Here is a 25291-nt window from a genome sequence, read left to right as displayed (position 1 = left end):
TTTGGCAGTAGGTTGAGTCGAACAAGACGCTGACCAAGACATGGGTCTGTTCGACTCATAGAGAAGAATATTTGGTTATTGACCTAACTCTTGATGGTAACGAGTCAGGATGCTGCCAACCTCTTTTGGTGCTTCTGCTTTCCATTCTTCTGCCATTGTTTGTCCAATCGCTTGCAACTCTTTGAGTAACTGAGGAGAAGGATCGGATACTGTCATGCCTTGTTCCACCAAGGTGGCTTTGTCTTTCGCCGCGCGTGCCGCGATTTGAGTCCAGCCAGCGGCTTCTGCATGTTTGGCCGCGTCTAACACGATTTGTTGAGTTGCTTTATCCAAGCGACGGAAGGCACGTTTATTCACCACAACGACATTCTTTGGAATCCATGCTTTAACGTCCGTGTAGTAGTTCACGTAGTCCCATGCTTGGCTATCCACACCGGTAGACGGTGAGGTGATCATGGCTTGAATGATGCCTGTGCTGAATGCTTGTGGAATGTCTGGTGTTTGGATTGTCATTGGGGTGGTGTGCATCAGATCCGCTAGACGTGACTGAGTCGGGCTGTAGGCACGCATTTTCTGACCTTCCAGATCGGCCAAACTATTGACTGCTTGTTTGCTGTAGAGGCTTTGTGCAGGCCAAGCAACTGTATAAAGCAGCATCATGCCATTTTTGTCTAGATGCTTCGCAATTTCGGGTTTAGCGGCTTTCCACAGTTTTTTGGCATCGTCAAAAGAGGTGGCTAAAAAGGGGATGTTGTCGTGTTTGAAAACAGGGCTTTCATTGCCCAGAATGCCTAAAAACACCTCGCCAATTTGTACCTGCCCGGTTTTGATCGAACGTGGGATTTCTGTGTGTTTTACCAAAGATCCACCTGAATGCACTGTGATATCAAGGGCGCCTTCGGTGTTTTCTTTTACTTCTTTTACAAAGCTGTAAGCGATTTGGGTTTGTAGGTTACCGTCACCATAAGGTGTTGGCATGTGCCATTTTGCTGCAAAGCTGGTACCGGACATCAGACCGGCAATAAGTATTGCGCTCGTTGTTTTTAACATGGTTCGTTCCTTTTAAGTGATTATTTTCGTTATTGTTTTGTTTTTGATTTTAGAGTTTTTTTAGCATGCCGTGATTACACGGCAAAGCGGCTAAAGAACCGCTAGGTCCGTATCTAATAGATCGGTGATGAGCATTTTCCCAGGAGCGTGGGTGATGCAAATCGGTGGTTTTGCATTGCGAATTGCGACTTGAGGCGTAACACCACAAGCCCAAAAGATGGGAACCTCTTTTTCTTTTATCTCTACGGCTTCACCAAAGTCAGGCTGTGAAAGGTCTTCTATTCCAATCTCTTCTGGGTTGCCGAAATGCAAAGGGGAGCCATGTGCTTTCGGGAAACGAGCCGTGATTTGGATCGCTTGAATGGCGTCTTTGGGCTGGTAAGGTCGCATTGTTACCACGGTATTACCAAAGAAGCGCCCAGCAGGTACGGTTGGGATAGAGCTTTCGTACATAGACACATTGACGTTTTGTTCTATGTTTCTGGGTGTTAACCCAGCTTGCGATAAGGCGTTTTCAAAAGAGAAAGAACATCCTAGAACAAAAGCAACAAAATCGTCTTGCCATAAATCGGCAATATCAACACAGCTGTCGACTTTCTCGCCATCTCGGTAAACCAAGTATTCAGGGACGTCATAACGCATATCGATGTCATCGCCCAGTTCAGGCAAGGTGAAATTACCGACTTCAGAGACACCAAGCAAAGGGCAGGAAACAGGGTTTTTTTGACAATAAAGCAAAAACTCATTTGCCCATTCTGCCGGTAGTATTACCACATTACCTTGCATTGCTCCCGTGGCTAAGCCGCTGGTTGGGCCGGTGTGCTGAGCACTGCGAATAGCGCCACGAAGCTGTTTTGTTTGTTGTTGTAAGCTGGACACATTTTGTTCTTGTTTCATTCTCGGTGCTCCTAAAATCGTAATATACGATTTTTCTAGAGTAGATCCTCGATAGCCAAAAAGTCTAATCGCGTTTTTTTGGGATATTTGATCAATTATTTTTATCAAGGTGTTCTGTTTCGTACTTTTTGGCCGATGCAACCGCGAGGCTGGTGGCGACTTCTGCAATTGGGTTATAGGGAGTGTCTGAGTACGACGCGGTGAAGGAGAGGTCACTGGGTGTCCACATGGCTCGCAATCTACGCAGTTTTCCGTCGGCTAATTCCTTTTTTATCATGACGTTGGGCATGGTCGAAATGCCGACCGCGTTGACCGCCAAACTCAAGCAAGCGGCGAGCGAGGTGGAGGCAAAAAAGTTCACCGGAGCACCTTCTAATTCACGAAATTTCTGTACGATCTCGATATAAGGCTTGGTGGATCTGGCATAGGTTACAATCGGCCATGCCGCCAGTTCTTCTAGGTAAAGCAAGCGATCTGGAAGCTCAAGCGTAGGGCTGGCAACCCAAGATAAAGAGAAGGTACAAAGCTCTCGATTGACAATATAGGGTTCTGAAATAGGGCCCATTAGAAAGGCCAAATCGAGTGTTCGCTCTTTAATGCCTTCTGCCAATGAGCTGGTATTATCAACGGTTAATTCGACGTTCAACTTCGACATATTTTTGTGCAGCTGTGCCAAAAAATCCGGTAACCAGGTGTTCACTATGGTTTCCGATACTCCTAATCGTAAGACCCCGGAATAGGTGGTCGAGACGTCTGCTTGCTTTCTCAGCTGTGCTGATTGATAGAGAATCTTTTCCGCATAAGGGAGTAATTCTTTTCCCTTTGGTGTCAATATGATGGGGCTTGAACCACCTTCTCTTTCAAAGAGCTTAACCCCCAATTCTTGCTCAAGACCAGCAATGCGAGCAGAAATAGCTGGCTGGGTAGTATGGAGGCGCTCTGCGGCTTTACGGAAATTGCCGAGAGAGGCCACCCAGACAAAGGTTTCTAGTCGCTTATAGTTCACGTTGTTATTCCAGTGAGTAATGAAATGGAGATAGTAAATAAGAAGGTATTTAGCAAAAGAGTATAAGCCCGATCATGTTTCGGCAATCTTTTCGTTAACTATTGCGAGAGTCATAGGTATGGCATAAAGCTTGCGTTATGCTGTTGTAAACTTAAGAGACGATGTAAAGATGAATAAATTAGTTACCTTATTATTAAAGGGTCTGGTGGCGGTGTTGCCGATCAGCCTTACTGTTTATTTGATTTATTGGCTGTTGGCGACCGGTGAGAAAATTGCCAAGCCGGTGATTACTTGGATTCTACCTGATTCCTTATACTTCCCAGGTCTTGGTTTACTGGCTACGCTGGGTGCTTTGATTTTGATTGGCTTGTTGGTCAACCTGTATGGCGTTCGCTATTTAGTGAAGTTGAGTCAAAATATTTTCGAACGCATTCCGTTGGTAAAGTCCATTTATGGGGCGTTTAAAGACATGATGACGGTCTTTAATCTGTCAGAAAAGAAAGAAATGAAAAGCGTAGTGTCATTAGAGTGGAATGGCGCACAGGTCATTGGTTTTATCACCGGTGAGAAAACCGGAGAGCGATTATTTGGTGATCAAAACCTGGTCGGAGTGTATGTCCCATTGAGCTATCAAATCGGTGGTATTACGTTATACATTTCCCGTGATCGCTTAACCGAGTTGGACATAGGTGTGGAAGAAGCGATGCGCTTAGCCCTAACCGCAGGCATCCAATCAGGCAAAGAATCCCCGAGAGTGTGACTATAAAGCAAGCTGTGTTTTGACAGCTTGCTTTATGCTCCAGCTACCAGACTCCCTCATGAAGCGCCGCGGCTTCGGCCTCTAACACTGGGCCGATTACCTCTGTGCTTCTTTGGCCGGATGCAAAAACAGCACGGCAAGGTAGGGCGAGTGTTGGATTCTCTGGGTGGTTGCCAGTCATCGCTTTTAAGCGCTCTTCACTTAAGCCATAAACCACGCGTCCGACGCCTGCCCAGTAAATTGCGCCAGCGCACATGGCGCAAGGTTCGGCGGAGACAAACAAGGTGCATTGGTTCAAAAAATCTGGACGGTACGCTTTGCTAGCACGAGTCATAATAATTCGCTCAGCATGGCCGGTCATGTCCAAATCCGGTAGATAGCCGTTTACCTGCTCCATTAGTACCTTTCCAGTTGCGTCCACTAAGACCGCAGAAAAGGGATGAATACCTTGTTTTTTTGCCTCATCTGCGAGTTTGAAACTGTGTCGCAGATGTTGTTCATCCTGGGTGTTTAATTGCATTGCTACTCCTGATTATTTTTTCTTTGGCAGGCTCCATGGAAAGAGCCAAAGCTGCAGCCATTGCACAGACTTAAAGAGTAATAAACTGATGGCAGACAGGAAGATTAAGCCCGCAAATGCCTGTGGGATTTTAAAGAAGGAAGTCGAAAATTGGATGAAGTATCCCAGTCCTTGCTCGGCCGCGACAAACTCCGCGACCACGGCGCCAATGATGGCCAGCGTAATCGACACCCGTAAGCCACTGAAAATATGCGGAATCGCATAGGGAATACGAATTTGCCAGGTTTCACGATAGCGAGGTGCGCGCAACGATTGACTTAGCTCGATCAATTCTGGTGGTGTTTCCAACATACCTGTGGTGGTTGAAACCACTAACGGAAAGAAGGTAATTAAACAGGTGATGAGCACCCTAGATGGGTCATCTGTGCCCATTAACACAATGATTAAAGGCGCAACGGCCACCACAGGAGTTGACTGAATCACGATCAGGGCTGGATAGAGAGTGCGGTTTAATAGCTCTGAGCGGATCATGCCAATCGACAGCGGTAAGCTTATTAAGATAGATAATCCAAAGCCCATTAACGCGACTCGTAGCGTGGCCCATAAGTGGGTCATCCAGCGGGAGAATTCGACGTTAAAAAAGGCTTCTACAATGGCAGAAGGAGAGGGCAATATATATTGTGGTACGTTCCCCAAGCGGCAGATTAGCTCCCAGAAGACGAGTAGAGCAATAAAAAAGAGCGCCGGTGCAAAGCGGCACCCTTGCTTGTTTAACCACTGGCGATAAGTGAGTTTAGGCATGGCTGGTTGGTTCATAAATATGCCCTCGGATGATGTTGGTGAGTTCGGAAAAACGTGCGCTGTTAATGGTTTCGGCGTTTCGCGGTCTGGGCAAGTCGACCTCGATTAAATCCAGCACAGTGCCAGGTCGCTTGCTCATCACGAGAATGCGATCGGCTAATAACACTGCCTCCGTAATGGAGTGGGTAATAAACAGTACGGTTTTGGGGTGGTCACGCCAAATATCCAACAGATCGAAACCTATTTGTTCTCTAGTCAGGGCATCGAGAGCGGAGAAAGGCTCGTCCATTAACAGAATGTCAGGGTTGAGTAATAAGGCTCGCACTATGCCGACTCTTTGTTGCATACCGCCCGATAGCTCATCTGGCATTTTGTCGGAAAAGGCGCTGAGCCCGGTCATTTTCAGTAGCTCATCAGCGCGCTTTTTATCTTCTTCTCGTACTCGACCATATTTGTGTTTTAGGGGGAAGAGCACATTCTTTTTTACCGTCAGCCAAGGCAATAGATTTGGCTTTTGAAACACAATACCCACATCATCTCGGGGCTCTGTTACCGCTCGATTAAACACAGAGACTTCACCATGACTCGGTATCAGCAAGCCAGATACCATACGTAATAGGGTCGATTTACCACAGCCAGAAGGCCCAACCACAGCAACAAATTCATGGCGGTGGATGTCTAGGTTAATGTCTTGCACAGCTATCGGAGCTTGAGGGTCTGGGCCATAGCGATGGCCGAAGTTTTTCATGCTCACGTAGGCTTGTTGGTGGTTGTTTTCGCTTGATTCACTCATCCATTGTTTCCCTTCAATTGATTGTGGGTTATTCGTGGCTTGGGATAAAAGCCCGGTTGACGACGCTCTCAGGGTTGAGTGAATCCAATCTGAGGTCATTGGCCTGCGCGACATATTTCCATGTGGTCGCGATGCGTGTTGGTGTCAGCATGCCAAATCCATCCTGTTGACTGATTTTGTTGAAAACCAAGTCATGAATACTGCTGATTTGTGCAGAGACAATGTCGGCATCAACTTCGGGTACCATGTTATGTAGATCTTGTCCTGCCTTGTCTGGGTGTTGGTAGGTAAACTGAACGGACTGTGCATAAGCTTTAATAAAACGCTTCGCGACCTCGGGGCGTGAGGCTAAGAATTTATCAGACGCTAACAATGCCGAACTATAGAGGGATAAGCCGCCTTCAGACCAAGGTAGAACCTTGATTTTTTTGCCTGTTTGCGCGGCTTGTTGCTCAAATAAAGCGGTGTTTGTGACCCAAGCAATAATCGCCTGAGTGTTCCCTACCATGAGCATAGGGCCAAGGGCGCCAGGGTCGACTTTACTTAATTTCACAGAATCTACTGGTACATTATTTTGTTTTAGTACCAGAGGTAAAAAGGCATTTGAAGAGGTAAAAGGCGAGGTGGAAATTTTCTTGCCCTGTAAGTCTTTGATGCTGTTTATACCGCTATCAGCGAGCACATAGAAAGCATGAGGGGCTTCTGTAAAATATGACATGACGGCGCTGACAGGCACATTATCTTGGGCTCTGGCGGCCATCAAAGCGCCAATATCTGAGCTGCCAACGTCAGACTGCCCAGTTGCAAGCTTGGTGATCGCATCCGTAGAGCCGCGCCCGCTGGCTATTTTGACGTCCAGCTCTAGCGCGCTAAAGAAGCCTTCTTGGATGCCAACATAAACAGGTGCTTTATCCCCTCCTGGTAACCAATCAAGCTGAAACGTTACCTTGTCAGCCGCGAAAGCGCTGCTGGTCATGGTGAGGGCCATGACGATCATAGATAAGCGGTTCAATTTTTTCATCGACTGTTCTCCTTGATATGACGAGTCATAAAGATGTTGCTTGCAACGTTTGTTTCAATCTGCAAAAAGTGAGCCTGTTTTTTTGTTTGCAATGTAAAGGTGCTAACGCAATGAAATGCCTGCTATTTTTTTTATTAAAAAAGGCAATAATTGAAATACAAGGGTATTTTCTGTGATGAGTTCTGGTGACTGCACACAAAAAGTGCTGCTCAACGATCTTATCTGCTGACTGCTGGTGCATGGCGTTAATTCACTGCTTTGGTGAAAACTTTTCTCATGAAGCATTGGTGCGCTGCGTGTTTTTCTTTATCATGCGCTCTTTTGCTTTAGGGTGATCTTGGTGCAGCAACAGAAATCTGTCATGGTGATTGGAGCAGGCCCTGCGGGCTTGATGGCGGCAGAGCGTCTTTGCGCGGCGGGATTCCAAGTCGATGTTTATGACGCTAAGCCCAGTGCGTGTCGCAAATTTTTGCTGGCGGGCGTAGGGGGGATGAACATCACACATTCAGAACCTTTTGATGCATTTATTCAACGTTATTATGACAAAGCCCAATGGCTCGATACCTCGATTCGTGATTTTGATGCAGACGCTTTGCGCCAGTGGATTCATGATCTTGGCATTGAAACTTTTATAGGAACCTCTGGTCGGGTTTTTCCAAGTGATATGAAGGCCGCTCCGTTACTACGCAACTGGCTTAAGCGTCTGCGAGATGCCGGAGTGCAGTTTCATATGCGCCATAAAATGATCGAACTGAACGCCAATCACGCCACTTTCGACCATGACGGTGAGCGGGTGTCTGTTAATGCCGATGCGATTATCTTGGCAATGGGCGGCGCTAGCTGGCCTAAACTAGGGTCTGACGGTGCCTGGCACAAAGTATTGGCCGAGCAAGGCGTGAATCTTGCCCCACTAGAAAGTGCAAACTGCGGTTTTTATAGTGATTGGAGTGAGCATTTAAAAAGTCATTTTTCTGGTAGCCCTCTCAAGGACATGGCGTTTACTTTTACCTCGTTGGACGGTTTGTCTATCACCCGTAAAGGTGAGTGTATTGTGACTAAGGATGGCTTGGAAGGCAGCCTTGTATACGCATTTTCAAAATACCTGCGGGACACTATTAAGCAGACTGGAAAGGCTCATTTACTGATAGATTTACTGCCGGCTTTTAGTGAAGAGCAACTGGTACGCAAGCTGCAAAAGACAAAGCCAAAAGAGTCCTTCAGTAAGTATTTAAAGCGTACCCTAGGCGTTAGCGGTATTAAATCCGCGTTGCTTTATGAGACTCATGAAAAGTCCGCATGGCAAACACCGGAAGGGCTAGCGCGTTGTTTGAAAGCTATCCCTGTTTGTTTGCATCAGGTAAAACCCATTGCGGAAGCCATCTCTAGCGCTGGTGGTGTGTGTGAAAGCAGTGTTGATGATTATTTGATGCTAAAGGCGCTACCCGGTGTATTTTGTGCGGGTGAAATGCTGGATTGGGAAGCACCTACCGGAGGCTATTTGTTAACCGCCTGTTTTGCAACAGGCCATCGAGCAGCGCAAGGTGTGAGCCGCTATTTAGCCAGCTAAGAACTGTGGGGTTACGCTCTTTTACTCAGAAATGCCCAATGATATTGATTGGGCATTTTTGTTGCTGAGCTTATCAGTGACTATAGCGCCGCAGGCTTGCCAAAGTTGTATTGCACTCCGATGGAAGTGATGTTGTCGAATTTGGTGTTAGTCAGGTCTTTGGTGAGACGAAAATCTGCCCGTAACGAGACGTCTTGATTGATCGCATATTTGACGCCACCACCGGCATTAATAAAGGTGTCGTTATCGGTCGCCGAAGCATTGTTGGTGTAGTAGTTATTACCTATGCCAGCCGCTAGATAGGGAGTGAGTTTGGTATTGGTGAACTCCGTTAGTGAGTAAAGGCCATCTAGACGATATTGATCAAGATCGACACTGCTTCCGCGGTGTTTCAAATCAGAGTGCAAATACGTTAATTCTGCCGCCCAAGGTGTTTTAGTCTGATAACCGACACTGATGGAATAGGTCGTATCATTAGAAAGATGACGATCCGAATCAGTATGAATGTAACCTAGGCTTGGGGTCACGGTGAAGCCTTCTTTTGGTTGCTCTGCATACGCCATAGTGGACATGGAGGTTGCCAATATTGCACCGCTAAAAAGTGTTCGCTTCTTCAATGAAATAGACATCTTTTAAATCTCCTAATGAATCTAGTGTTTGTTGTTCTAGCCCCCACAATACGCGCTTTTTAGCGACTTAAAAGCCTTTGAAAAAAGCGTGAAATGGGCGACAAAATAGAGCCATGGCGGAATCATTACATGGGCTTGACTAACTAGACTGAAAACTAGGATAGGTTCTTTTTTGAGCGTCGTTTTTATGTCGAAAGGGTGAAATAAAACAGCGGATTATTACAGACTATTTTCATTAGAAATAGAGTGCTGGTGGCTTTTATAAAGGACTATAGAGGCTTAATAACTCGTAGACTGTCTAACTGGATGCCCAAAATAAGGCATAAAAAAGCCTCTGATGATTGCTCATCAGAGGCGCTAGAAACGTTTTCTATCTGTTTATTTTGGTAACGCGGCAACCTTGTAAGGCTTAGGCCTCGTTGGTTGAAACGACAGCCACAACTCGACGGTTCGCTTCGCGGTTTGCTGCAGTATCGTTATCCATTAATGGTCGTTCTTCACCGTAACCAATAGAAGAGACGCGATTAGCAGAGACATTGAAGGTGTTGATTAACACGTCAGAAATCGCTGCGGCACGTCTTTCAGAAAGTGCTTTGTTGTAGCTGGCAGCACCACGGTCATCGGTATAACCTTCAATCACAACGGTTGCACTAGGCATCGCTTTTAGGTAATCCGCAAGTTTTTGAATTTCTGGGTAGTATTGCTGTTGAACTTCTGCGGAGTCAGTGGCAAAGGGAACCACAAGATCAACTTTATGCACTGGTACCACAACAGGTTCTGGCTCTGGCATTGGCTCTGCAACGGGCTCTGGCATTGGTTCTGCAACGGGCTCAGGCTGTGCCTCTACAGGAGCAGGCTCTTGTTGCATATAGGCATCTGAGTCATCGTTGCTTGAAGAATCATGAGAAGTGCCAAACGTGTAGGTCACCCCCAAAGAAGTTAGATTATCCAAGTGGTTATCTTCTACATCTTTGATAAGACGGAAGTCTGCGCGCAGCGACAATGCTTTATTGATCGCGTATTTCAGACCACCACCGGCATTCACGAAAGTGTTAGTGCTGTCGGATGCGTCACTAAAGTCTGCGATACCAACACCCGCTGCGAGATAAGGGGTAATGCTAGTATTGGAGAACTCAGCAAAATGATATAGGCCATCAAGGCGGTATTCGTCTACACCGACATCTTGACCATCTTTTTCACTGTCTGCATTCAGGTAGGTAAATTCAACCGCCCATGGGTTATCGAATTGATACCCTAGACCGAGCGAGTAGGCGGTATCGTTATCTGTGTCTCGGTCGCTGTCAAAATCGTAATAGCCAATACTAGGGGATATTGTGAAACCTTCTGTTGGTGCAGCAAGCGCTGCGGTAGAGATGGATGAAGCGGCAATAATACCACCAACAATAGTGCGTTTTTTTAATGTTAAAGACATTTCCTTTCTCCTTAAATGCATTCTTAAATATTCTGAACTATGCGTTTTCGTTGCCATTTCTACTTCACACCATAAGCCTGTTTTAACTATAGGAAAAGCCTTCCTCTATTGCATAAAAAATAGCGAATAAAAATTCTATTTCACATTCATTACGGGTGGTTGACGTATATGGCAACTTTACCACACAGGCGATCTATCAATAGGGAGAGAAATGTTTAGAAATGTCTGGAAATGTAGTGATTCATTACAAGAATTTTTCAATATATATTTTTGTAACTTGATTGATAAATGTTATAGGAGGGGGGTGGACATAGAATGGTATTATTTACCACTAGAATGAGAGGGCACAGTTTGGTTATTAATAATAGAGAAAATAACCTCTTTTAGTCTCTTGGTGGTGCGCGAAATAAAAGTTTTTTATATTACAGAAAAGTGAATAAAAACCAGGTCGCCAAGTTGCTTCTTTCTGCATCAGGGTAACTTTCATAAGCTTTTTATTAGTATCATAAAGTGACCACTAGCGACTTTGATGGACAGCTAAGAAGGGGGCTTGCGCTACATCGGTAAGCATAAGAGCACACTATACCCCCTTTAGATTTTTCTATCGGCTACTTCTAAACTCGAAAAGACGAATGTTTAAATAAACTCTAGTCTAGGGAAGTGAGCATTTTTAGAAGGAATACAGCATAGAGACCGTTGTTTCAGTATCTGTTTTTTTAGTATCTTCTGGTACATTTGAAGAATATTTCACTCGGTATGAAATCTTCATTGCTAAGTTATCGACAACGTTAGCCTGTAATGACGAAATTGACTCAGTAATTGAACTGCCATTTTCTGTTCCTATTTCAGTATTTAATTCTTGTTTAAACAATGATGTTTTGGATAAATGTTTTTCATAGGTGCCACTAAAACGCACAATGGGCGTTCGCTCAGAATCGTCTGTTGTATTATCCTCATCAATCTTATTGCTCCGATAACCACCACCGGCAGAGGCTTCTAAATATGAACCGTCTTCTTTTTGCCAAAAGCGATTACCATAACCCGTTGAAGCCGAGCTTTGATATTCATAGCCAGAGAACAAATTCTTATCGTAAGCACCACGGATATACCAGAACTGGTGGTCGTTAAAAATATAGTCCGATTGAATAGCGCCACGATATTGTTCTTCGGTGGTGGTGTCGTCTGAATTGGCGTACAGCGAGGTGAAGGTATAAGTGTTACGCCATGTTTCTAGCTGTTGAACCAGATTGAACTTAGAGTTGATATTAGTCGTGTCACTGTTACCTGTTGTAAGGATGACACCTAACTCCACAGACCCTTGCCATGGCTTTTGTGTTTTGTTTTGCGGGTTTGTCTTTTTTTCTGGGGGGGAATCATTACCCGCTGCTTGGACTGCTTGTGTGGCAAGCAACGCAATAAGGGGTAAATGGTAGCTGGGTTTCATTGACTCTTCTCCCTGTTTATATAGCTTGATGACGCTTAATAATCGCCAGTGTGATCACCACTGTGACATAACAAAGAAACGAAACGGTCACGTCGCTTGTGTTGCTGATAAGGGTGTTTGTGTGGCTAGAAAACTAACATTTCTAAGCATAATATTCGGGCAAATAGCCAAGGTTACACCTTTGCTTCATGATATTTAGACACTGTAATCGCTTGTGACAGAATTTATATTGAAGAAGCGGGAACTTAGAAAGAGTAAAGCAGTGTGATCGAGGTTTCTGTGTCTGTTTTTGCGGTATCCATGGGGACTTTTGAAGAATACTGGGCACGATAAGATAGCTTCATCGCAAAGTTATCGACAATACTTACCTGCAATGATGAGACGGATTCTGTCACTGTGCCTAAGTGTTCTAAGTTCAATTGAGTGGTGAGAGATTGTCGAAATATGGCAGTCGGGGAGATTTTTTTTAATAACTTGAGAGCGAAGCGCGTGATAACACCCCGATCAAAAATGTCTTCTTCTGTGCCGGTTTCAATTTGATTTCTGCGGTAACCGACACCCACAGATGTTTCTAGAAAAGAGCCATCTTCTTGCTGCCATATACGGTTTCCGTAACCTGTGGAAACATTCGTTTTGTATTTATAGCCGGAAAAACGGTCTTTCTCCGCCTCTCCTCGCAAGTACCAAAATTCCTTATTGTTGTATTTATAATCACTTTGTAATGAACCGCGATAGATTTCACTGGTGGCCACATGGTCTGAATCAGAATTGAAAGACTCAAAAGCATAATGGTTACGCCAGTTCTTTAGGTTCTGGTGAATATGGAGACCGCTACTAAGGTTGTCGGTGTTACTGTTGCCGGAAGTCATTTGCAGACCAAACTCTGCTGAGCCTCTGACGCCGAGCTTGTCAGCTGTCTTATCTGCTGCAAATGCTGTTTGTGTAGCAAGCATCACCAAGATAGGTAAGCTGTACCTTAAAATCATGAAAACCTTTTTTATTGGGAAGGGTAAAATACCGTATCGTTCAAGATAAAGAGTGATAATAGACGTTTGAGCCAAGTGCTAAAAAAACGGTGAATATCCGAGAATTTAACATAAAGCTTGGTGTGCTTTTAGCCTTCTCGGCGGAAAATCCCCTCCCCTTAGGCTATTTTCATATTCGTGCTTTTATGCAGAGAAAAAACTGACAAAAGCCATTGGTGAAGCGTTATTCCTCCTGTGTTTAAAAACAATATAAAGTAAACTGACGGCTCAAATATCGAAGGAAGAAACGATGAGTCGGAGTCGTCAAACAGCACCGAACCTAGGTTATCTCAGTGCCTATAGCCCCCAACTACAGCAGCAAGCGCAGGTCTTGTTAGAGACAGAGAAAACAGCGGCATTTTTTTTGAAGAAATATCCTGAAGCGCATGACTTGAGTGCTCCTCGCTCGCTCTATGATTATACAATGGCGCTGAAAAACACATTTATGCGTAGCTCAGCACCGATAAGCAAAGTGGTCTACGATGACAAAATCCATGTCATTAATAACGCATTAGGTTTGCATACTTATGTTTCTCGCGTGCAGGGTAACAAGCTGAAGGCAAAGAATGAGATTCGTATTGCCTCATTATTCCGTCGTATGCCCGAGCCTTTATTAAAAATGATTGTCGTGCATGAATTAGCACACTTACGCGAGAAGGAGCACGATAAGGCGTTTTACAAATTGTGCTGTTATATGGAGCCGGAATACCACCAACTGGAGTTCGAACTGCGCTTTTATTTATGTCATCGCGAGCTTTTTGGTGATCTTTGGTAGCGCGTAAATAAGGTGAGAAAAGCAGGCTAAACGCAAGGTTAGCCTGCTTTTTTAGTATTAGGCCTTACTGCTTTCTAGTTTGAAGTCTGGTTTTACGGCGGTAATTTTCTTTACCAAATAGGCCAATAAAACACCGTACATTGGAATAAATAAACCGATACTAATAAATAGCTTAAAACCGTAATCAGCAAGTGCGATTTCCTGCCAATGTTGCGCCATAAAAGGATCAGGACTTTGGTAAAAAGCGATGCCGAAAAACGCCAAAGTATCCAAGCCATTCCCCAATACAGTAGACGCCGCTGGTGCAATCCACCATTGCTTCATTTGGCGTAGGCGATTAAACACTTGAACATCTAGAATTTGGCCAAGTAAGTACGCCATTAAGCTGGCGATGGCAATCCGAGCGACAAATAAATTTAATGAAGACAGGGCTTCAGCCCCTTGAAACTGCCCTTGTGCAAACAGCACAGATAACACATAAGACACCAGCAGCGAGGGGATCATAACGAGAAAAATGATGCGCCGAGCGAGTGCCGCCCCGAGAACTCGGACAGTGAGATCTGTGGCCAGAAAAATAAACGGAAAAGTAAATGCACCCCATGTGGTATGGAAGCCCCATACGGTAAATGGAATTTGTACTAGGTAATTGCTAGACGCGATAATCAGCAAGTGGAATCCAGCAAGATACCACAACGCCTTACGCTGTTGCTCGGGGGTAAAACTACTCATGATAACACCTTTTTTTTAATTTCGGCTGGAATGCTGTTTGGGGTGAGGGAACCCAAATAAAAACATTAAGATTTGCGCTATAAACTTTCGCTTTCGTTTGTTGGCCAAAGTTGGGTGCGATTATACATTAACCGACTGTTCAGGAAATAGCTTTTGGGATGTTTTTTATACAGCCTTTGTTTTCTTTTATTGTGTTTCTTTTATTGTAGTAATGGCCTAATACCTGTTCGTTGTTATCGCTTGTTAGCATCATAGCTCGACCCAACAATAGTTTAGGAGCCTGTGATGACAATAAAAAAAATTCTCATGATTACTGGAGACTTCACCGAAGATTATGAAACCATGGTGCCATTTCAAACCCTAATGGCAGTGGGGCATGCCGTGCATGCGGTGTGCCCAGGTAAAGTCAGTGGTGATACGGTAAAAACAGCCATTCATGACTTTGAAGGTGATCAAACCTATACCGAAAAACCGGGCCATAACTTCGCCTTGAATGCAGATTTCGACAAGATTCAAGTAGAAGAGTATGACGCTTTAGTGATCCCAGGTGGTCGTGCACCTGAGTATCTACGCTTAAATCCAGCCGTATTAGACATGGTGCGCCACTTCTTTAGCGCGAATAAACCCGTGGCGGCGGTTTGCCATGGTGCGCAAATCTTATCTGCAGCTGGCGTATTAGAAGGGAAAAAATGCTCTGCTTATCCTGCGTGTCGTCCAGAAGTGGAGCAGGCCGGTGGTGAGTATGCTGATATTCCAGTCGATCAAGCCGTCACGAGCGGCAACCTAGTAACGGCTCCGGCATGGCCTGCGCATCCCGCTTGGCTGGCGCAATTTATCGCTTTGCTATAGATGGCAAGGTCTGTTGATTGACGCTGAATGAGCAAAGAGAAACGCCAATAATAGATGTTCCTCTTTGTGTTTCGGTGGCGTGACTCTCACTTTCAGCGTCTATTTTCAGGCTTTTTAGCTGGTTGCCATTTTAGATTTCTGTCGCTACACTTTTTGCTCAGTCCGCGAAGAGGTTAGCACCATGTGTAAGCTTTTTATTAATGCCGATACAGAGCTTTGGTCGTCGACCACGCATTCTTTGCGGATTAATGGCATGGTGACCAGTGTACGCCTGGAAAATGCATATTGGGCGTTGTTAACTGAAATTGGTGCTCGGGATGGGTTAAGCGTAACCCAGTTGATTACTCGTCTTTATCAAGAATCGATTAAAGTGGGCCATGATGTGGCTAACTTCACGTCCTTTTTGCGTGTTTGCGCGTTGCGTTACCAGGCGTTGCAGTTAAATGGTGACATTCCGCTGCAAACAGATGTTCCGATCGCCTCGCTCGATTCAGAGCGCATTTTACAAAATGAGTCTAAATCTGCGAGTCGCGGTGTTCACTGATACTATGTATCTGGCTGCCAGCTGAGCTTAGCCTTCTTCGTCGTCTGCGCTGATTCTTGCTAGGCGCGCTTCTTCTTCCGCTAATGCTTCTTTTATTTCAAGCAGTACAGAGTCTACATCGGCGGCTTCGGTTGGTTCTTCAAAGAGGCCGGTTAATTCTGTTTCTGGGGTGAGCTTTCCTGCTTCGTAAATAGACCAAATTTCTTTCGCGTATTGGGTTTCTAAGATCTCTGGCGCGAACATGCCGTAATAATCTCGCATGTTGTTTACATCGCGCTCTAACATCCACTCAGCATGGTTATTAGCAACCGCATCGACTGCTTGGGGCAGGTCAATGATGACTGGGCCGTCTGCATCCACTAATACATTAAACTCCGACAGATCCCCATGAACCAACCCGGCGCACAGCATGCGTACTATGTCTCGGATAATAAGCTCGAAATCTTCGCGAGCTTGCTCTGCCGACATGGAAACATCGTTGAGACGTGGTGCGACATCGCCGTTGTCGCCCATGATCAGATCCATCAGCAATACCCCATCAAAACAGCCATAGGGTTTAGGTACACGGACACCGGCATTGGCAAGTTTGTACAAGGCATCGACTTCGGCGTTGTGCCATAAATTTTCTTGCTCTTCACGACCAAATTTTGAGCCTTTCTCCATGGCTCGAGCACGGCGGCTGTTTTTGACCTTGCGGCCTTCACGATATTGCACTGCTTGTTTAAAGCTACGTTTACTGGCTTCTTTATAGACTTTCGCACAGCGAATTTCAGAGCCGCAACGAACAACATAAACAGTGGCTTCTTTACCGCTCATTAATTGCCGAAGTACTTCATCGACCAAACCGTCTTCAAGAAGTGGTTGAATTCTCTTAGGGATTTTCATGCTACTCCTTGTGTGGGTATTAGATAACAAAGGTTACTAACAGAAGTAAAAAACAAAAACATATTCCTTATTTTGGTCAATTTAGACGTCATGGCGTCACGATATAGTAGCTCAGAGCAGATCAGACAGTTACCCCCTGTTTTTCTTTTTTCCAGGGCAATCGGTGCCTCTGATGACAACAGCGACTTTATTTTATCAGTAATACCGCTAGGAAAGGTGCGAATAAGTTGTCTCAGTATCAGGCTTTAAGAAAAATCGTCAATAGGTCTACTATTTAGATCCGATACTCGTTGCGCACTGCTCGCTTTTCTCCTCGTGCTGAAGCAAGAAGCGTTGCTCATACTTCCCCTAGATAACCGATTTTCTCAACCTTGCTTGCCATTATATCGTAAATGAAAACCTCCCAGAATGACTCTTAATAGCACGCGCTTTTGCAAATTTTAGTACAAGCAAGAGCACACTGGCTGCGTGGTGGTCTGTTTATTCAGGTATAACAGAGAATACATTGACCTTAAGTCAGTAAATCTTTTTACTAGCGCTATTGTTTTTCCGTATTTCATTTTGTTTTAAGGCAAGTACAACGTGGCTATTTCTTCTAAATTACCCGCAGTGGGTACCAATATCTTCAGTAAAATGTCCGCATTATCCAGCGCAAAAGGTGCGATTAATTTATCTCAGGGGTTCCCTGATTTCAAACCAGACGAAGGTTTATTGCAGCGCGCCTCAACAGCACTATTACAAGGTAACAATCAGTACGCTCCAATGACGGGCTTGCCATCATTGCGCGATGCCATTGCCCGTTTGATTGCTCGCCATTATGGACGACAGGTTAATGCCACAGAAGAAATCACTGTGACCAGTGGTGCTTCAGAAGCCATTTTTAATGCTATTACCGCTTTGATCCAGCCAGACGATGAAGTAATACTGTTTGATCCTGCTTACGACCTTTATGAACCCGCCATTACATTGGCTGGCGGTGTCTGCCGACGGGTAACGCTTACTGCGCCTGATTTTCGACCTGATTGGCTGGAGTTTGCGTCTTTGCTAACAGAGAAAACGCGCCTAGTGATTATTAACACGCCACATAACCCTACGGGCAGTTGTTGGAGTGCAGAGGACCTAGACGCTTTATGGCAGGCGATTAAAAGCCAAGATATTTATGTTTTATCCGATGAAGTGTATGAATTTATTCACTTTTCTGGGCAAGCGGTAAGTGTGCATAAACACGCAGAGCTAAGTGCGCGAAGTTTTGTGGTGTCTTCGTTTGGCAAGAGCTTTCACCTAACAGGCTGGAAAGTTGGTTATGTAGTGGCACCAGTGGCACTAACCGAAGAGCTGCGCAAAGTTCATCAATATGTCACTTTCTGCACGGCCACGCCATTGCAACAAGCATTGGCGGAGCATTTAGTTGATGTACCAGAAAGTAGTGCTGAATTAGCAGGCTTTTATCAACAAAAACGGGACGTATTAAGAGAAGCCCTAGCAAGTAGCCGATTTGATTTATTGCCTTGTGATGGCACCTATTTCCAGTTGTTGGATTACCGCGCCATTAGTGAGCTTGATGACGTGGCATTTTGTGAATGGTTGATCGATGAAGTGGGAGTGGCCGCGATTCCTGTCAGCGTCTTTTATCAAGATGCACCCCAAGACCAACGTCTTATTCGTTTGTGCTTTGCTAAGGAAGAACATACCTTGGTGGAAGCCGCACAGAAATTAAGCCAGTTATAACAAAAACAGTAGAAGATTGCCCATGAACGTTTGGGTAATCTTCTATCATTGATTATGCGCCTTAGACTGGCTTATCGTCGGTTTCTTCTTGGCTTTTTATCTTTGCGCGTCTCTTTACCTAAGGCTTTGGCTCGTAGCGTTTTTTTCGATGGCGGACGTTTATTGCTGCTTTCTTGTTTGTCTAAATCAGGTTCAAAGCCTGGGAACCACTGAGGGTTAAAGCTCTCGCCGACTAACTTCTCTATATCATCTAATAAATAGTTTTCTTTGCTAGAGACTAAAGAAATCGCCAGCCCTTCTAATCCAGCACGACCGGTGCGACCAATACGATGAATATAATCTTCCGCGTTGTATGGCAGCTCATGATTGACCACATACTGTAGTTGTTGGATATCCAAGCCTCGAGCGGCGACATCGGTTGCGACTAGGGCTCTTACTTGGCCTGCTTTAAAGTCAGACAAAACGCGATCACGAGCCCCTTGAGACTTATCCCCATGGATAGCTTGAGTGGCTATGCCATCTTTTTGCATTTCTTTTGCCAGCGCATCTGCACCTTGTTTGGTGCGAGTAAATATTAGTACTTGTTGCCAGTTTTTTGAGCCAATTAGGTAGGACAATAAGCCACTTTTTTGATCGTTATCGACTTGATAGACCAGCTGCTTAACCTTACTTGCGGTCGCGTTACGCTGATCGACTTCTATCAACTTTGGATCGTTTAGCAGGGTTTTACTCAGCGCAAAGATATCCTGATTGAAGGTGGCGGAAAAAAACAATGTTTGTCGTTTCTTTGGGATTTTCGTCAGAATACGCTGAATATCGACGATGAAGCCCATGTCGAGCATGCGATCGGCTTCGTCTAGTACCAGTGTTTTTAGCCCATCGAGTTTGACGAGGTTTTTCATTAGTAACTCTAGTAAGCGGCCAGGCGTCGCAATTAATACATCACAGCCTTTATTGAGAGCATTGATTTGGGGGTTGATGCTTGCTCCGCCATACACCACGACCGACTGCAGCGATGTGCCTTGGCTGTAAGTCGCAAAACTCTTGTATACCTGTTGGGCAAGCTCGCGTGTTGGCGCTAGGACGAGTGCACTGACTTTTTTATATTTCTGGTTGGCCAAGCCCGCATCGCTGGTTTGGTCTAAGTCAAATTGCTCTAGCAAACGGTGCAAAATTGGCAAAGCAAACGCGGCCGTTTTACCGGTTCCGGTTTGTGCGCCAGCCATCACATCCCGATCTTTTAAAATAGTTGGGATGGCCTCTTTTTGGATGGGGGTAGGGCTACTGTAACCACGCTCAGAAACCGTGTTAACCAGTATTTTATGAAGGCCTAATGACGCAAAACTCATGAACTTGCTCGCTTAATGGTAGACGAATAACAAAGGTCATTAGTGTAGCATTTTACGGCACCAGACGGGCTGTTTTATACCGGCCATTGGTTGCTACTTTTGAGCACTCTTTTTAGACGGTGTTTGACCTGATTGAACTCTTTTGGCAGATGCCCGCGGTGTGAAACAAGGTAGATAGGGTAACTAAATTCAGGAGCATTAGGTACCCGCTTGAGGTGGCCCTGTTGCAGATATTGGTCTACTACTCGGGTCCTAAAATAACCATTCCCCCCTTGTTTTAACATGACTTTTAACGCCATTGGGCCAAGTGAAAATTGCATTGCCGTTTGCCGATTGAAGGGCAAGCAGCGGTCGAACTGTTGAGCAAATTCTTCGCCCCAATCGATATAAAGGTTGGGTTCTGGCGTGTGCACAGAGGCGACATGAATGAGTTTTTCTTCGGCAACTTGCTCGATGTTTAAATCAGGGTAGTAGCGAGCGCTGTGAACCACGGCCGCATCCAAGCGAAGCGTTCGGATGGCATCATAGAGTGCGTCAGTGTTATCTACTTGGCTGTGTAATTGTAGCTGCTCAAATTCTGCAAGCTGAATCAGCCATTCCACCATAATGGGGTTCCATAAGCTGTTTTCCGCGCCGAGAGATAAGGTGGTTTTACTTTCTGTTAAAGGGCTGCAGCAGACTTCTTGTGCCGCCTGCCATGAGGCGATCATTTCTTTAGCATACCGCACAAAACGCTCGCCTTCAGGGGTGAGGCGTGCGCCACCGCGATTACGGATAAAAAGCGTACAGTTCAGGTTGGCTTCAAGAGAGTGAATTCGTGCGGTGATGGTTGTTTGTGTCACATGAAGCCGCTCCGCTGCCCTAGCAAAAGTGCCGGACTGCATAATTTCAAGAAAGGTTTTTGCTAGCTCAATATCCATATGAATCCAGTTTAAGTGCAATTTAATTGAACTTATGATTGTTTAATATTCATTATACCGATCTTAAAGAGTTCCGTACTATAGCCACTCAACTTTTTACCCTCGTCTACGTTTTCTTTATTATGCAGCTGTCTTTTGTTAAAACGTTTTGTCAATTTATTGGCGTGGAAGCCAACCGAACATCGCATCTAGAGCGGATAGTGTCTGGTATTACCACCTGCTTAGCGATTGCCATTGTGGCTTTTGTTACTCAGTGGAGTTTGTCGACGGATGCACATATCTTGTTTTTTGCTTCAACCGCGGCGACGGCTTTCCTAGTATTTGCTTTACCCCATGGAGCCTTATCTCAGCCGTGGCCTGCGTTGGCTGGTCAAACCTTGTCTGTGGTGGTTGGCGTGGGCTTTGCCAGTGTGTTGGATAGCAGCCTACTGACCGCCGCATTGGCGGTGGGTGTGACGGTGATTTTGATGCATTATTTGGGCTGTTTGCATCCACCTGGTGGTGCTACCGCCTTCTATTTTGTGACCAATTTGCCGCAGATTAACTTGGCGCAATCCGTGCTTGTTTTCATCGTTAATATTTTGATTATCCTAGCGTTAGCCATGGTGATAAATAATCTGTTTCATTGGCGGCGCTATCCACTGTTTTGGTTGAATAGAAAATCGACAGAGAAACACGCTCATCAAGTAGCGGCCAACCTTGAGCAGTTTAATGTAGAAGACTTACATCAAGTGCTACAACAGCAAGATGTGTTTGTTGATGTTAGCTTGGATGAATTACAAAGCATTTATGATGCGGCGCACACTATTGCCGAGCAACGGCGTGCGGCCGAGGCGTCCACCAAGGCCAAACGCAAATTTTTAACAGCGGCTTAAAGTGCGTTATTTGATTGCCCGTTGGCTGAGTGTAAGGCAAGAAAGGCCATACAACAGCAGAATTAAAGCAGAGAAAAAAGTAGGCTCAATACCCCAATGAAGACTGATTGGCCGGATCATGATAAGGCTAAACGCGACGGGCAAGAGCAGTAAGAGCATACGACCAATGCTAATGGTTAGTACATATCCCTCTTTACAGCTCTGGCATGCTTGGGGCCGAAAAAGGCTTTTTTTAAGCAGTGAAAAGGGCAGTTTTTCTTGGCAGTGTGGGCACTTCATCTGGTCAATCTAACTCTTTGTTATTATGAATACTTGCTAGTTTGCATCAGTCTTAAAGGTCATACAAGTTGTGCTGTCCTCCTGCTAAAGAGTGGCCGATCTTCGACCACTCTTGATCCGCTGATAACAGTTTAGTCATATCAAACTGCTCTGAGAGAAGCGCCAAACATAAGCTTGGCTTTGGCGTCTTTGTGTTGGCGCTGCGCAACACCCTGTCTAACTTGGCATACCGTCGAAGACAGGGAGGTCGGCAAAGCCATCGTCCCAATTGCCTTTGCTGCCGCTAAAAACATGGGCTTGAGGCGACAGCTCCAGACTTGTATCCAAGCAGCCTGCCGGTACAACAACGATTCCTCGCGCTTTGATTTCTGTAGGAACATTAGAACCACAGACGGAGCAGAAGGTACGTGAAAAGTTAGTTTCTTGATGTTTGTAAAAGCTGAGTTTATCCGCCCCGCTTAGCCAAATTAACTCCGCTCCTGGAGCGAAAAGGTTAGCACAATGGGCGCTCCCTGAGCTTTTTCTACAGCGGCTACAATGGCATAGGAAAAATTTTTTAAATTCGCCGATCAATTCAAATTTGGCCGTGCCGCAGAGGCAAGAGCCAGTGTGTGTTTGGTTCATAGTTTCGTTCCTTCTGCATCTGTTGAGGTCACTATCAGCGCTTTATGCTAAGAGTAAATTAACGTTGATATTGGATCTTATATCACTCATCACGCCCTATCGTTATGGCTTATGTTCGGTATTTGGCGCGAAACAGAGTATGTCCTTCTTTTGAAAAGCCAGTAATTTCGGGGCTTTCAAGGGGGGCGCGCAAGTTATCTCCCTGTTTGTAAAGAAAATATAGGTTTTGATACGGCTTGATGCCATGTATCATGCCCCACTTTTATTTTCAGCCATATTTATTGGGCATAGCAAATCAACGTAACATATAAAAACTAGAGAGAGTGTTATGAGTACAACAATGAAGGTGTTACTGGGGATGGCGTTAGGTATCGCCGTTGGGTTAATTATCAACTTAACGGGATCCAATGTATCCGGTAGCTGGGTGAATCAATATTTAACCAATGGCTTGTTTCATGTTGTCGGCAGTATGTTCGTCAATGCATTGAAAATGCTAGTCGTGCCTTTGGTCTTTTTCTCATTGGTTTGTGGTGTGTGTGGAATAGGTGACATTAAATTGCTTGGCCGGATTGGTACGAAAGCATTTGTTTTGTACCTGATGACCACGGCAATCGCCATTGCTAGTGCGATTTTCTTTGCTTCTGGTTTAGGAATTGGCGAAGGCATGAATGCCGTTGCTAATAACAGCTTCACAGGTAAAGAAGCGCCACCGCTGTCTTCTGTTATCATCAATATTGTGCCATCTAATCCGATCAGTGCTATGGCGAAAGGTGAAATGCTGCCAGTTATCTTCTTCTCGATCGTATTCGGTGTTAGCTTGCTAATGGTCGGTAGAAAAGCGGATTCAGTGAGCAGTTTTATCGAGGCCCTGAACGAAATCATGATGAAAATGGTGAACGTGATTATGGCCGTTGCACCTTACGCGGTGTTTTGTCTTATCGCGAAAGCCATTGCTAACCTAGGCTTAGATCTATTAGAGCAGCTCTTGGGTTATGTATTGGTGTTGATCGGCGTTCTGCTGTTCCACTTGTTTGTGACTCTGCAGATTATCTTAAAACTTATGTCTGGCTTAAACCCATTAACCTTTATTAGGAAAATGCGTAGCACGCAGATCTTTGCTTTTAGTACGTCGAGCTCGAACGCGACTATTCCTGTGACTTTACGTACCGTGACAGACCGTCTCGGTGTTAAAAACTCAGTTGCTTCCTTTACGGTACCGTTCGGCGCCACTATTAATATGGATGGTACGGCGATCATGCAGGGTGTTGCCACTGTCTTTATCGCCAATATCTACAATGTTGACCTTGGTATGATGGGCTACCTTACAGTTATCCTAATGGCTGTGTTGGCTTCTATTGGTACAGCAGGTGTACCTGGAGTGGGCTTGATCATGCTGTCTATGGTATTTGCTCAAGTTGGTTTGCCAATCGAAGGCATTGGCTTGATCCTAGGGGTCGACCGCTTATTAGACATGATACGTACCGCTGTTAATATTTCTGGTGATGCGGTTGTGAGTGCGGTTGTGGCGAAAAGTGAAGGTCAACTAGATGAAAGTGTCTACAATGATCCTGACGCAGGCCATCATACTGCTAAGACAGACTCCGGCCAGGCTTAAGCCTATTTGTAAGCCGTAGTCGCGCGTTAACGAAAGCGCCGTAGTGAGGTGAATGCCATAAAGCATCATGTCACTACGGCGTTTTTTTATGTGTTAAAACGACATAACAATACGTCCTGTAATATCGCCTTTTACCATGTCGTCAAAAATATCATTGATGTCATCTAATGACTTTTCTGCAATGATAGCTTTGACCTTACCGCGAGCAGCAAATTCTAGACATTCTTCTAGGTCCTTACGGGTGCCGACAATTGAACCAATTACACTTACGCCATTCAGCACTGTATTGAAAATAGGCAGTGGCATGTCTTCGGGTGGCAGGCCAACCAAGACACATTTTCCACCACGGCGAATCACATCATAACTTTGCCTAAAGCCGGCTTTACTCACAGCTGTGCAGACAGTGGCATGAACGCCTTGGGTGGTATCTAGTATCTGTGTGACCACATCGTCTGTCTTGAAATCGAAAAAGTGTTCGGCACCGAGTGACAGAGCCAACTCACGTTTGGCGTCACCAGTGTCGACGGCGACCACGCGAAAGCCCATGGCGACCGCATATTGCACCGCGAGATGCCCCAGCCCACCGACGCCAAATAATGCGACCCAGTCACCTGGTTTTGCCGCTGAAACTTTAAGTGCTTTATAAGTAGTTACACCTGCGCAAAATAATGGGGCGGCTTCGATATAGCCTAAGCCATCTGGAACTTTAACGACATATTCAGCGTGCGCAGCGCAGTATTCTGCGTAACCGCCATCTACGGAGTAACCGGCATTTTGTTGAGACAAACACAGGTTCTCATTGCCTGTTAAGCAGTATTCACAATGCCCACATGCGCTGTATAACCAAGGAATGCCAACACGATCGCCAAGGGTTAAATGCTTTACGGCGCTGCCGACTTCGACCACTTCACCAACCCCTTCATGTCCTGGGATAAAGGGAAGAGTAGGTTTGACCGGCCAATCACCGTGACAGGCGTGCAAATCTGTGTGACACACGCCACAGGCATGTATTTTGACCAGCACTTGATGTGCTTCGATCCTTGGTTTCGCCACTTCTTCTATATTGAGAATGGCGCCAAATTGACTGGCTACTGCTGCTTTCATAACAAACTCCATTTAGTTTTTATTAAGTGAGTGTTAAGGCAAGGTTTAACAGCATCAAACACCTGCCTTC

Annotated in this window: 25 protein-coding genes; 8 read left to right on the top strand and 17 right to left on the bottom strand. The window is 45.3% G+C overall.

Translation table 11 applies throughout. From position 1 onward, the window contains the following. Positions 1 to 75: 75 nt before the first annotated feature. The 3 genes from DFP81_RS09145 to DFP81_RS09135 all read right to left on the bottom strand — a co-directional run bounded on the left by DFP81_RS09145 (position 76) and on the right by DFP81_RS09135 (position 2953). The gene (locus DFP81_RS09145) at positions 76 to 1050 is read right to left on the bottom strand and encodes a TRAP transporter substrate-binding protein (protein ID WP_115897469.1); all 975 of its coding nucleotides are present in this window, start codon (positions 1048 to 1050) and stop codon (positions 76 to 78) included. A 90-nt stretch (positions 1051 to 1140) separates the two neighbouring features. Next, on the bottom strand, positions 1141 to 1947 hold the full coding sequence (locus tag DFP81_RS09140) for a putative hydro-lyase (protein ID WP_115897468.1): 807 nt from the start codon (positions 1945 to 1947) through the stop codon (positions 1141 to 1143). A gap of 91 nt (positions 1948 to 2038) precedes the next feature. Then, positions 2039 to 2953, bottom strand: coding sequence for a LysR family transcriptional regulator (locus DFP81_RS09135; RefSeq protein WP_115897467.1), 915 nt, complete (start codon positions 2951 to 2953; stop codon positions 2039 to 2041). 169 nt (positions 2954 to 3122) lie between these two features. Between DFP81_RS09135 and DFP81_RS09130 the strand changes: the two genes are divergently transcribed. Continuing rightward, complete coding sequence (locus DFP81_RS09130; RefSeq protein WP_115897466.1) at positions 3123 to 3713, top strand: DUF502 domain-containing protein; 591 nt, start codon at positions 3123 to 3125, stop codon at positions 3711 to 3713. Between the two features lie 43 nt (positions 3714 to 3756). Here the strand turns inward: DFP81_RS09130 and DFP81_RS09125 are convergent, their stop codons facing one another. From DFP81_RS09125 to DFP81_RS09110, 4 genes are read right to left on the bottom strand one after another with little or no spacing between them, the layout of a single operon-like run. After that, positions 3757 to 4233 carry a nucleoside deaminase gene (locus DFP81_RS09125; protein ID WP_115897465.1) on the bottom strand — a complete coding sequence of 159 codons (477 nt, stop codon included), beginning with the start codon at positions 4231 to 4233 and terminating at the stop codon, positions 3757 to 3759. A gap of 12 nt (positions 4234 to 4245) precedes the next feature. After that, a complete protein-coding gene (locus tag DFP81_RS09120; protein WP_115897464.1) occupies positions 4246 to 5049 on the bottom strand; it encodes an ABC transporter permease in 804 nt (267 codons plus the stop codon). Further along, entirely contained in the window at positions 5027 to 5827 is an 801-nt protein-coding gene (locus DFP81_RS09115) for an ABC transporter ATP-binding protein (protein ID WP_181903067.1), read from the bottom strand. The genes DFP81_RS09120 and DFP81_RS09115 overlap by 23 nt, the downstream gene beginning before the upstream one ends. Before the next feature lie 28 nt (positions 5828 to 5855). After that, the gene (locus DFP81_RS09110; protein WP_115897463.1) at positions 5856 to 6848 is read right to left on the bottom strand and encodes an ABC transporter substrate-binding protein; all 993 of its coding nucleotides are present in this window, start codon (positions 6846 to 6848) and stop codon (positions 5856 to 5858) included. A gap of 340 nt (positions 6849 to 7188) precedes the next feature. Here DFP81_RS09110 and DFP81_RS09100 point away from each other — a divergent pair, with 340 nt between their 5' ends. After that, the gene (locus DFP81_RS09100; protein ID WP_245959127.1) at positions 7189 to 8415 is read left to right on the top strand and encodes a TIGR03862 family flavoprotein; all 1227 of its coding nucleotides are present in this window, start codon (positions 7189 to 7191) and stop codon (positions 8413 to 8415) included. 80 nt (positions 8416 to 8495) lie between these two features. Here DFP81_RS09100 and DFP81_RS09095 read toward each other — a convergent pair whose 3' ends face one another. The 4 genes from DFP81_RS09095 to DFP81_RS09080 all read right to left on the bottom strand — a co-directional run bounded on the left by DFP81_RS09095 (position 8496) and on the right by DFP81_RS09080 (position 12906). After that, positions 8496 to 9044: a porin family protein gene (locus DFP81_RS09095; RefSeq protein WP_115897461.1), complete on the bottom strand. Its 549-nt coding sequence runs from the start codon at positions 9042 to 9044 to the stop codon at positions 8496 to 8498. Between the two features lie 409 nt (positions 9045 to 9453). After that, positions 9454 to 10476: an OmpA family protein gene (locus DFP81_RS09090; RefSeq protein ID WP_115897460.1), complete on the bottom strand. Its 1023-nt coding sequence runs from the start codon at positions 10474 to 10476 to the stop codon at positions 9454 to 9456. Positions 10477 to 11146: 670 nt separating this feature from the next. Next, entirely contained in the window at positions 11147 to 11920 is a 774-nt protein-coding gene (locus DFP81_RS09085) for a DUF481 domain-containing protein (RefSeq protein ID WP_115897459.1), read from the bottom strand. Positions 11921 to 12165: 245 nt separating this feature from the next. Further along, on the bottom strand, positions 12166 to 12906 hold the full coding sequence (locus DFP81_RS09080; RefSeq protein WP_115897458.1) for a DUF481 domain-containing protein: 741 nt from the start codon (positions 12904 to 12906) through the stop codon (positions 12166 to 12168). Between the two features lie 289 nt (positions 12907 to 13195). Between DFP81_RS09080 and DFP81_RS09075 the strand changes: the two genes are divergently transcribed. Next, on the top strand, positions 13196 to 13720 hold the full coding sequence (locus DFP81_RS09075) for a YgjP-like metallopeptidase domain-containing protein (protein WP_115897457.1): 525 nt from the start codon (positions 13196 to 13198) through the stop codon (positions 13718 to 13720). Between the two features lie 57 nt (positions 13721 to 13777). On the opposite strand, the gene DFP81_RS09070 is transcribed toward DFP81_RS09075, so the two are convergent. Continuing rightward, positions 13778 to 14449, bottom strand: coding sequence for a 7-cyano-7-deazaguanine/7-aminomethyl-7-deazaguanine transporter (locus DFP81_RS09070; RefSeq protein WP_115897456.1), 672 nt, complete (start codon positions 14447 to 14449; stop codon positions 13778 to 13780). A 285-nt stretch (positions 14450 to 14734) separates the two neighbouring features. On the opposite strand from DFP81_RS09070, the gene DFP81_RS09065 reads away from it, so the two are divergent. Together DFP81_RS09065 and DFP81_RS09060 are read left to right on the top strand one after the other, a co-directional pair. Continuing rightward, positions 14735 to 15298, top strand: coding sequence for a DJ-1/PfpI family protein (locus tag DFP81_RS09065; protein ID WP_115897455.1), 564 nt, complete (start codon positions 14735 to 14737; stop codon positions 15296 to 15298). Between the two features lie 181 nt (positions 15299 to 15479). Further along, positions 15480 to 15842: a ribbon-helix-helix domain-containing protein gene (locus DFP81_RS09060; protein WP_115897454.1), complete on the top strand. Its 363-nt coding sequence runs from the start codon at positions 15480 to 15482 to the stop codon at positions 15840 to 15842. Positions 15843 to 15869: 27 nt separating this feature from the next. Here DFP81_RS09060 and DFP81_RS09055 read toward each other — a convergent pair whose 3' ends face one another. Then, on the bottom strand, positions 15870 to 16727 hold the full coding sequence (locus tag DFP81_RS09055; RefSeq protein ID WP_115897453.1) for a PA4780 family RIO1-like protein kinase: 858 nt from the start codon (positions 16725 to 16727) through the stop codon (positions 15870 to 15872). A 582-nt stretch (positions 16728 to 17309) separates the two neighbouring features. Here DFP81_RS09055 and DFP81_RS09050 point away from each other — a divergent pair. Continuing rightward, complete coding sequence (locus tag DFP81_RS09050) at positions 17310 to 18455, top strand: methionine aminotransferase (RefSeq protein ID WP_115897452.1); 1146 nt, start codon at positions 17310 to 17312, stop codon at positions 18453 to 18455. Positions 18456 to 18526: 71 nt separating this feature from the next. Here the strand turns inward: DFP81_RS09050 and DFP81_RS09045 are convergent, their stop codons facing one another. Both DFP81_RS09045 and DFP81_RS09040 read right to left on the bottom strand, forming a co-directional pair. After that, entirely contained in the window at positions 18527 to 19804 is a 1278-nt protein-coding gene (locus DFP81_RS09045; RefSeq protein ID WP_115897451.1) for a DEAD/DEAH box helicase, read from the bottom strand. 74 nt (positions 19805 to 19878) lie between these two features. Continuing rightward, positions 19879 to 20724 (bottom strand): LysR family transcriptional regulator, encoded by an 846-nt coding sequence (locus DFP81_RS09040; protein WP_115897450.1) that lies wholly within the window; start codon positions 20722 to 20724, stop codon positions 19879 to 19881. A 38-nt stretch (positions 20725 to 20762) separates the two neighbouring features. On the opposite strand from DFP81_RS09040, the gene DFP81_RS09035 reads away from it, so the two are divergent. After that, positions 20763 to 21599 (top strand): HPP family protein, encoded by an 837-nt coding sequence (locus DFP81_RS09035; protein WP_115897449.1) that lies wholly within the window; start codon positions 20763 to 20765, stop codon positions 21597 to 21599. Between the two features lie 495 nt (positions 21600 to 22094). Here the strand turns inward: DFP81_RS09035 and DFP81_RS09030 are convergent, their stop codons facing one another. After that, positions 22095 to 22502: a GFA family protein gene (locus tag DFP81_RS09030; RefSeq protein ID WP_115897448.1), complete on the bottom strand. Its 408-nt coding sequence runs from the start codon at positions 22500 to 22502 to the stop codon at positions 22095 to 22097. A 328-nt stretch (positions 22503 to 22830) separates the two neighbouring features. On the opposite strand from DFP81_RS09030, the gene DFP81_RS09025 reads away from it, so the two are divergent. Further along, positions 22831 to 24117, top strand: a complete 1287-nt coding sequence (locus DFP81_RS09025; RefSeq protein ID WP_115897447.1) for a dicarboxylate/amino acid:cation symporter — start codon at positions 22831 to 22833, stop codon at positions 24115 to 24117. Positions 24118 to 24210: 93 nt separating this feature from the next. Here DFP81_RS09025 and adhP read toward each other — a convergent pair whose 3' ends face one another. Continuing rightward, complete coding sequence (adhP, locus tag DFP81_RS09020; protein ID WP_115897446.1) at positions 24211 to 25221, bottom strand: alcohol dehydrogenase AdhP; 1011 nt, start codon at positions 25219 to 25221, stop codon at positions 24211 to 24213. Between the last annotated feature and the right edge of the window lie 70 nt (positions 25222 to 25291).

It is taken from the genome of Marinomonas pollencensis, from assembly GCF_003387375.1.
Classification (GTDB): Bacteria; Pseudomonadota; Gammaproteobacteria; order Pseudomonadales; family Marinomonadaceae; genus Marinomonas; species Marinomonas pollencensis.
Note: the sequence above shows the minus strand (reverse complement) of the source record. Positions and strands in the feature narration are given on the sequence as shown.

Coding starts and splice junctions, on each gene's coding strand:
- DFP81_RS09115 (WP_181903067.1), bottom strand. CDS start 5,827: ATGAGTGAATCAAGCGAAAACAACCACCAACAAGCCTACGTGAGCATG.
- DFP81_RS09055 (WP_115897453.1), bottom strand. CDS start 16,727: ATGAAAATCCCTAAGAGAATTCAACCACTTCTTGAAGACGGTTTGGTC.
- DFP81_RS09090 (WP_115897460.1), bottom strand. CDS start 10,476: ATGTCTTTAACATTAAAAAAACGCACTATTGTTGGTGGTATTATTGCC.
- DFP81_RS09080 (WP_115897458.1), bottom strand. CDS start 12,906: ATGATTTTAAGGTACAGCTTACCTATCTTGGTGATGCTTGCTACACAA.
- DFP81_RS09120 (WP_115897464.1), bottom strand. CDS start 5,049: ATGAACCAACCAGCCATGCCTAAACTCACTTATCGCCAGTGGTTAAAC.
- DFP81_RS09095 (WP_115897461.1), bottom strand. CDS start 9,044: ATGTCTATTTCATTGAAGAAGCGAACACTTTTTAGCGGTGCAATATTG.
- DFP81_RS09030 (WP_115897448.1), bottom strand. CDS start 22,502: ATGAACCAAACACACACTGGCTCTTGCCTCTGCGGCACGGCCAAATTT.
- DFP81_RS09130 (WP_115897466.1), top strand. CDS start 3,123: ATGAATAAATTAGTTACCTTATTATTAAAGGGTCTGGTGGCGGTGTTG.
- DFP81_RS09140 (WP_115897468.1), bottom strand. CDS start 1,947: ATGAAACAAGAACAAAATGTGTCCAGCTTACAACAACAAACAAAACAG.
- DFP81_RS09060 (WP_115897454.1), top strand. CDS start 15,480: ATGTGTAAGCTTTTTATTAATGCCGATACAGAGCTTTGGTCGTCGACC.
- DFP81_RS09025 (WP_115897447.1), top strand. CDS start 22,831: ATGAGTACAACAATGAAGGTGTTACTGGGGATGGCGTTAGGTATCGCC.
- DFP81_RS09075 (WP_115897457.1), top strand. CDS start 13,196: ATGAGTCGGAGTCGTCAAACAGCACCGAACCTAGGTTATCTCAGTGCC.
- DFP81_RS09110 (WP_115897463.1), bottom strand. CDS start 6,848: ATGAAAAAATTGAACCGCTTATCTATGATCGTCATGGCCCTCACCATG.
- DFP81_RS09040 (WP_115897450.1), bottom strand. CDS start 20,724: ATGGATATTGAGCTAGCAAAAACCTTTCTTGAAATTATGCAGTCCGGC.
- DFP81_RS09045 (WP_115897451.1), bottom strand. CDS start 19,804: ATGAGTTTTGCGTCATTAGGCCTTCATAAAATACTGGTTAACACGGTT.
- DFP81_RS09125 (WP_115897465.1), bottom strand. CDS start 4,233: ATGCAATTAAACACCCAGGATGAACAACATCTGCGACACAGTTTCAAA.
- adhP (WP_115897446.1), bottom strand. CDS start 25,221: ATGAAAGCAGCAGTAGCCAGTCAATTTGGCGCCATTCTCAATATAGAA.
- DFP81_RS09085 (WP_115897459.1), bottom strand. CDS start 11,920: ATGAAACCCAGCTACCATTTACCCCTTATTGCGTTGCTTGCCACACAA.
- DFP81_RS09070 (WP_115897456.1), bottom strand. CDS start 14,449: ATGAGTAGTTTTACCCCCGAGCAACAGCGTAAGGCGTTGTGGTATCTT.
- DFP81_RS09065 (WP_115897455.1), top strand. CDS start 14,735: ATGACAATAAAAAAAATTCTCATGATTACTGGAGACTTCACCGAAGAT.
- DFP81_RS09145 (WP_115897469.1), bottom strand. CDS start 1,050: ATGTTAAAAACAACGAGCGCAATACTTATTGCCGGTCTGATGTCCGGT.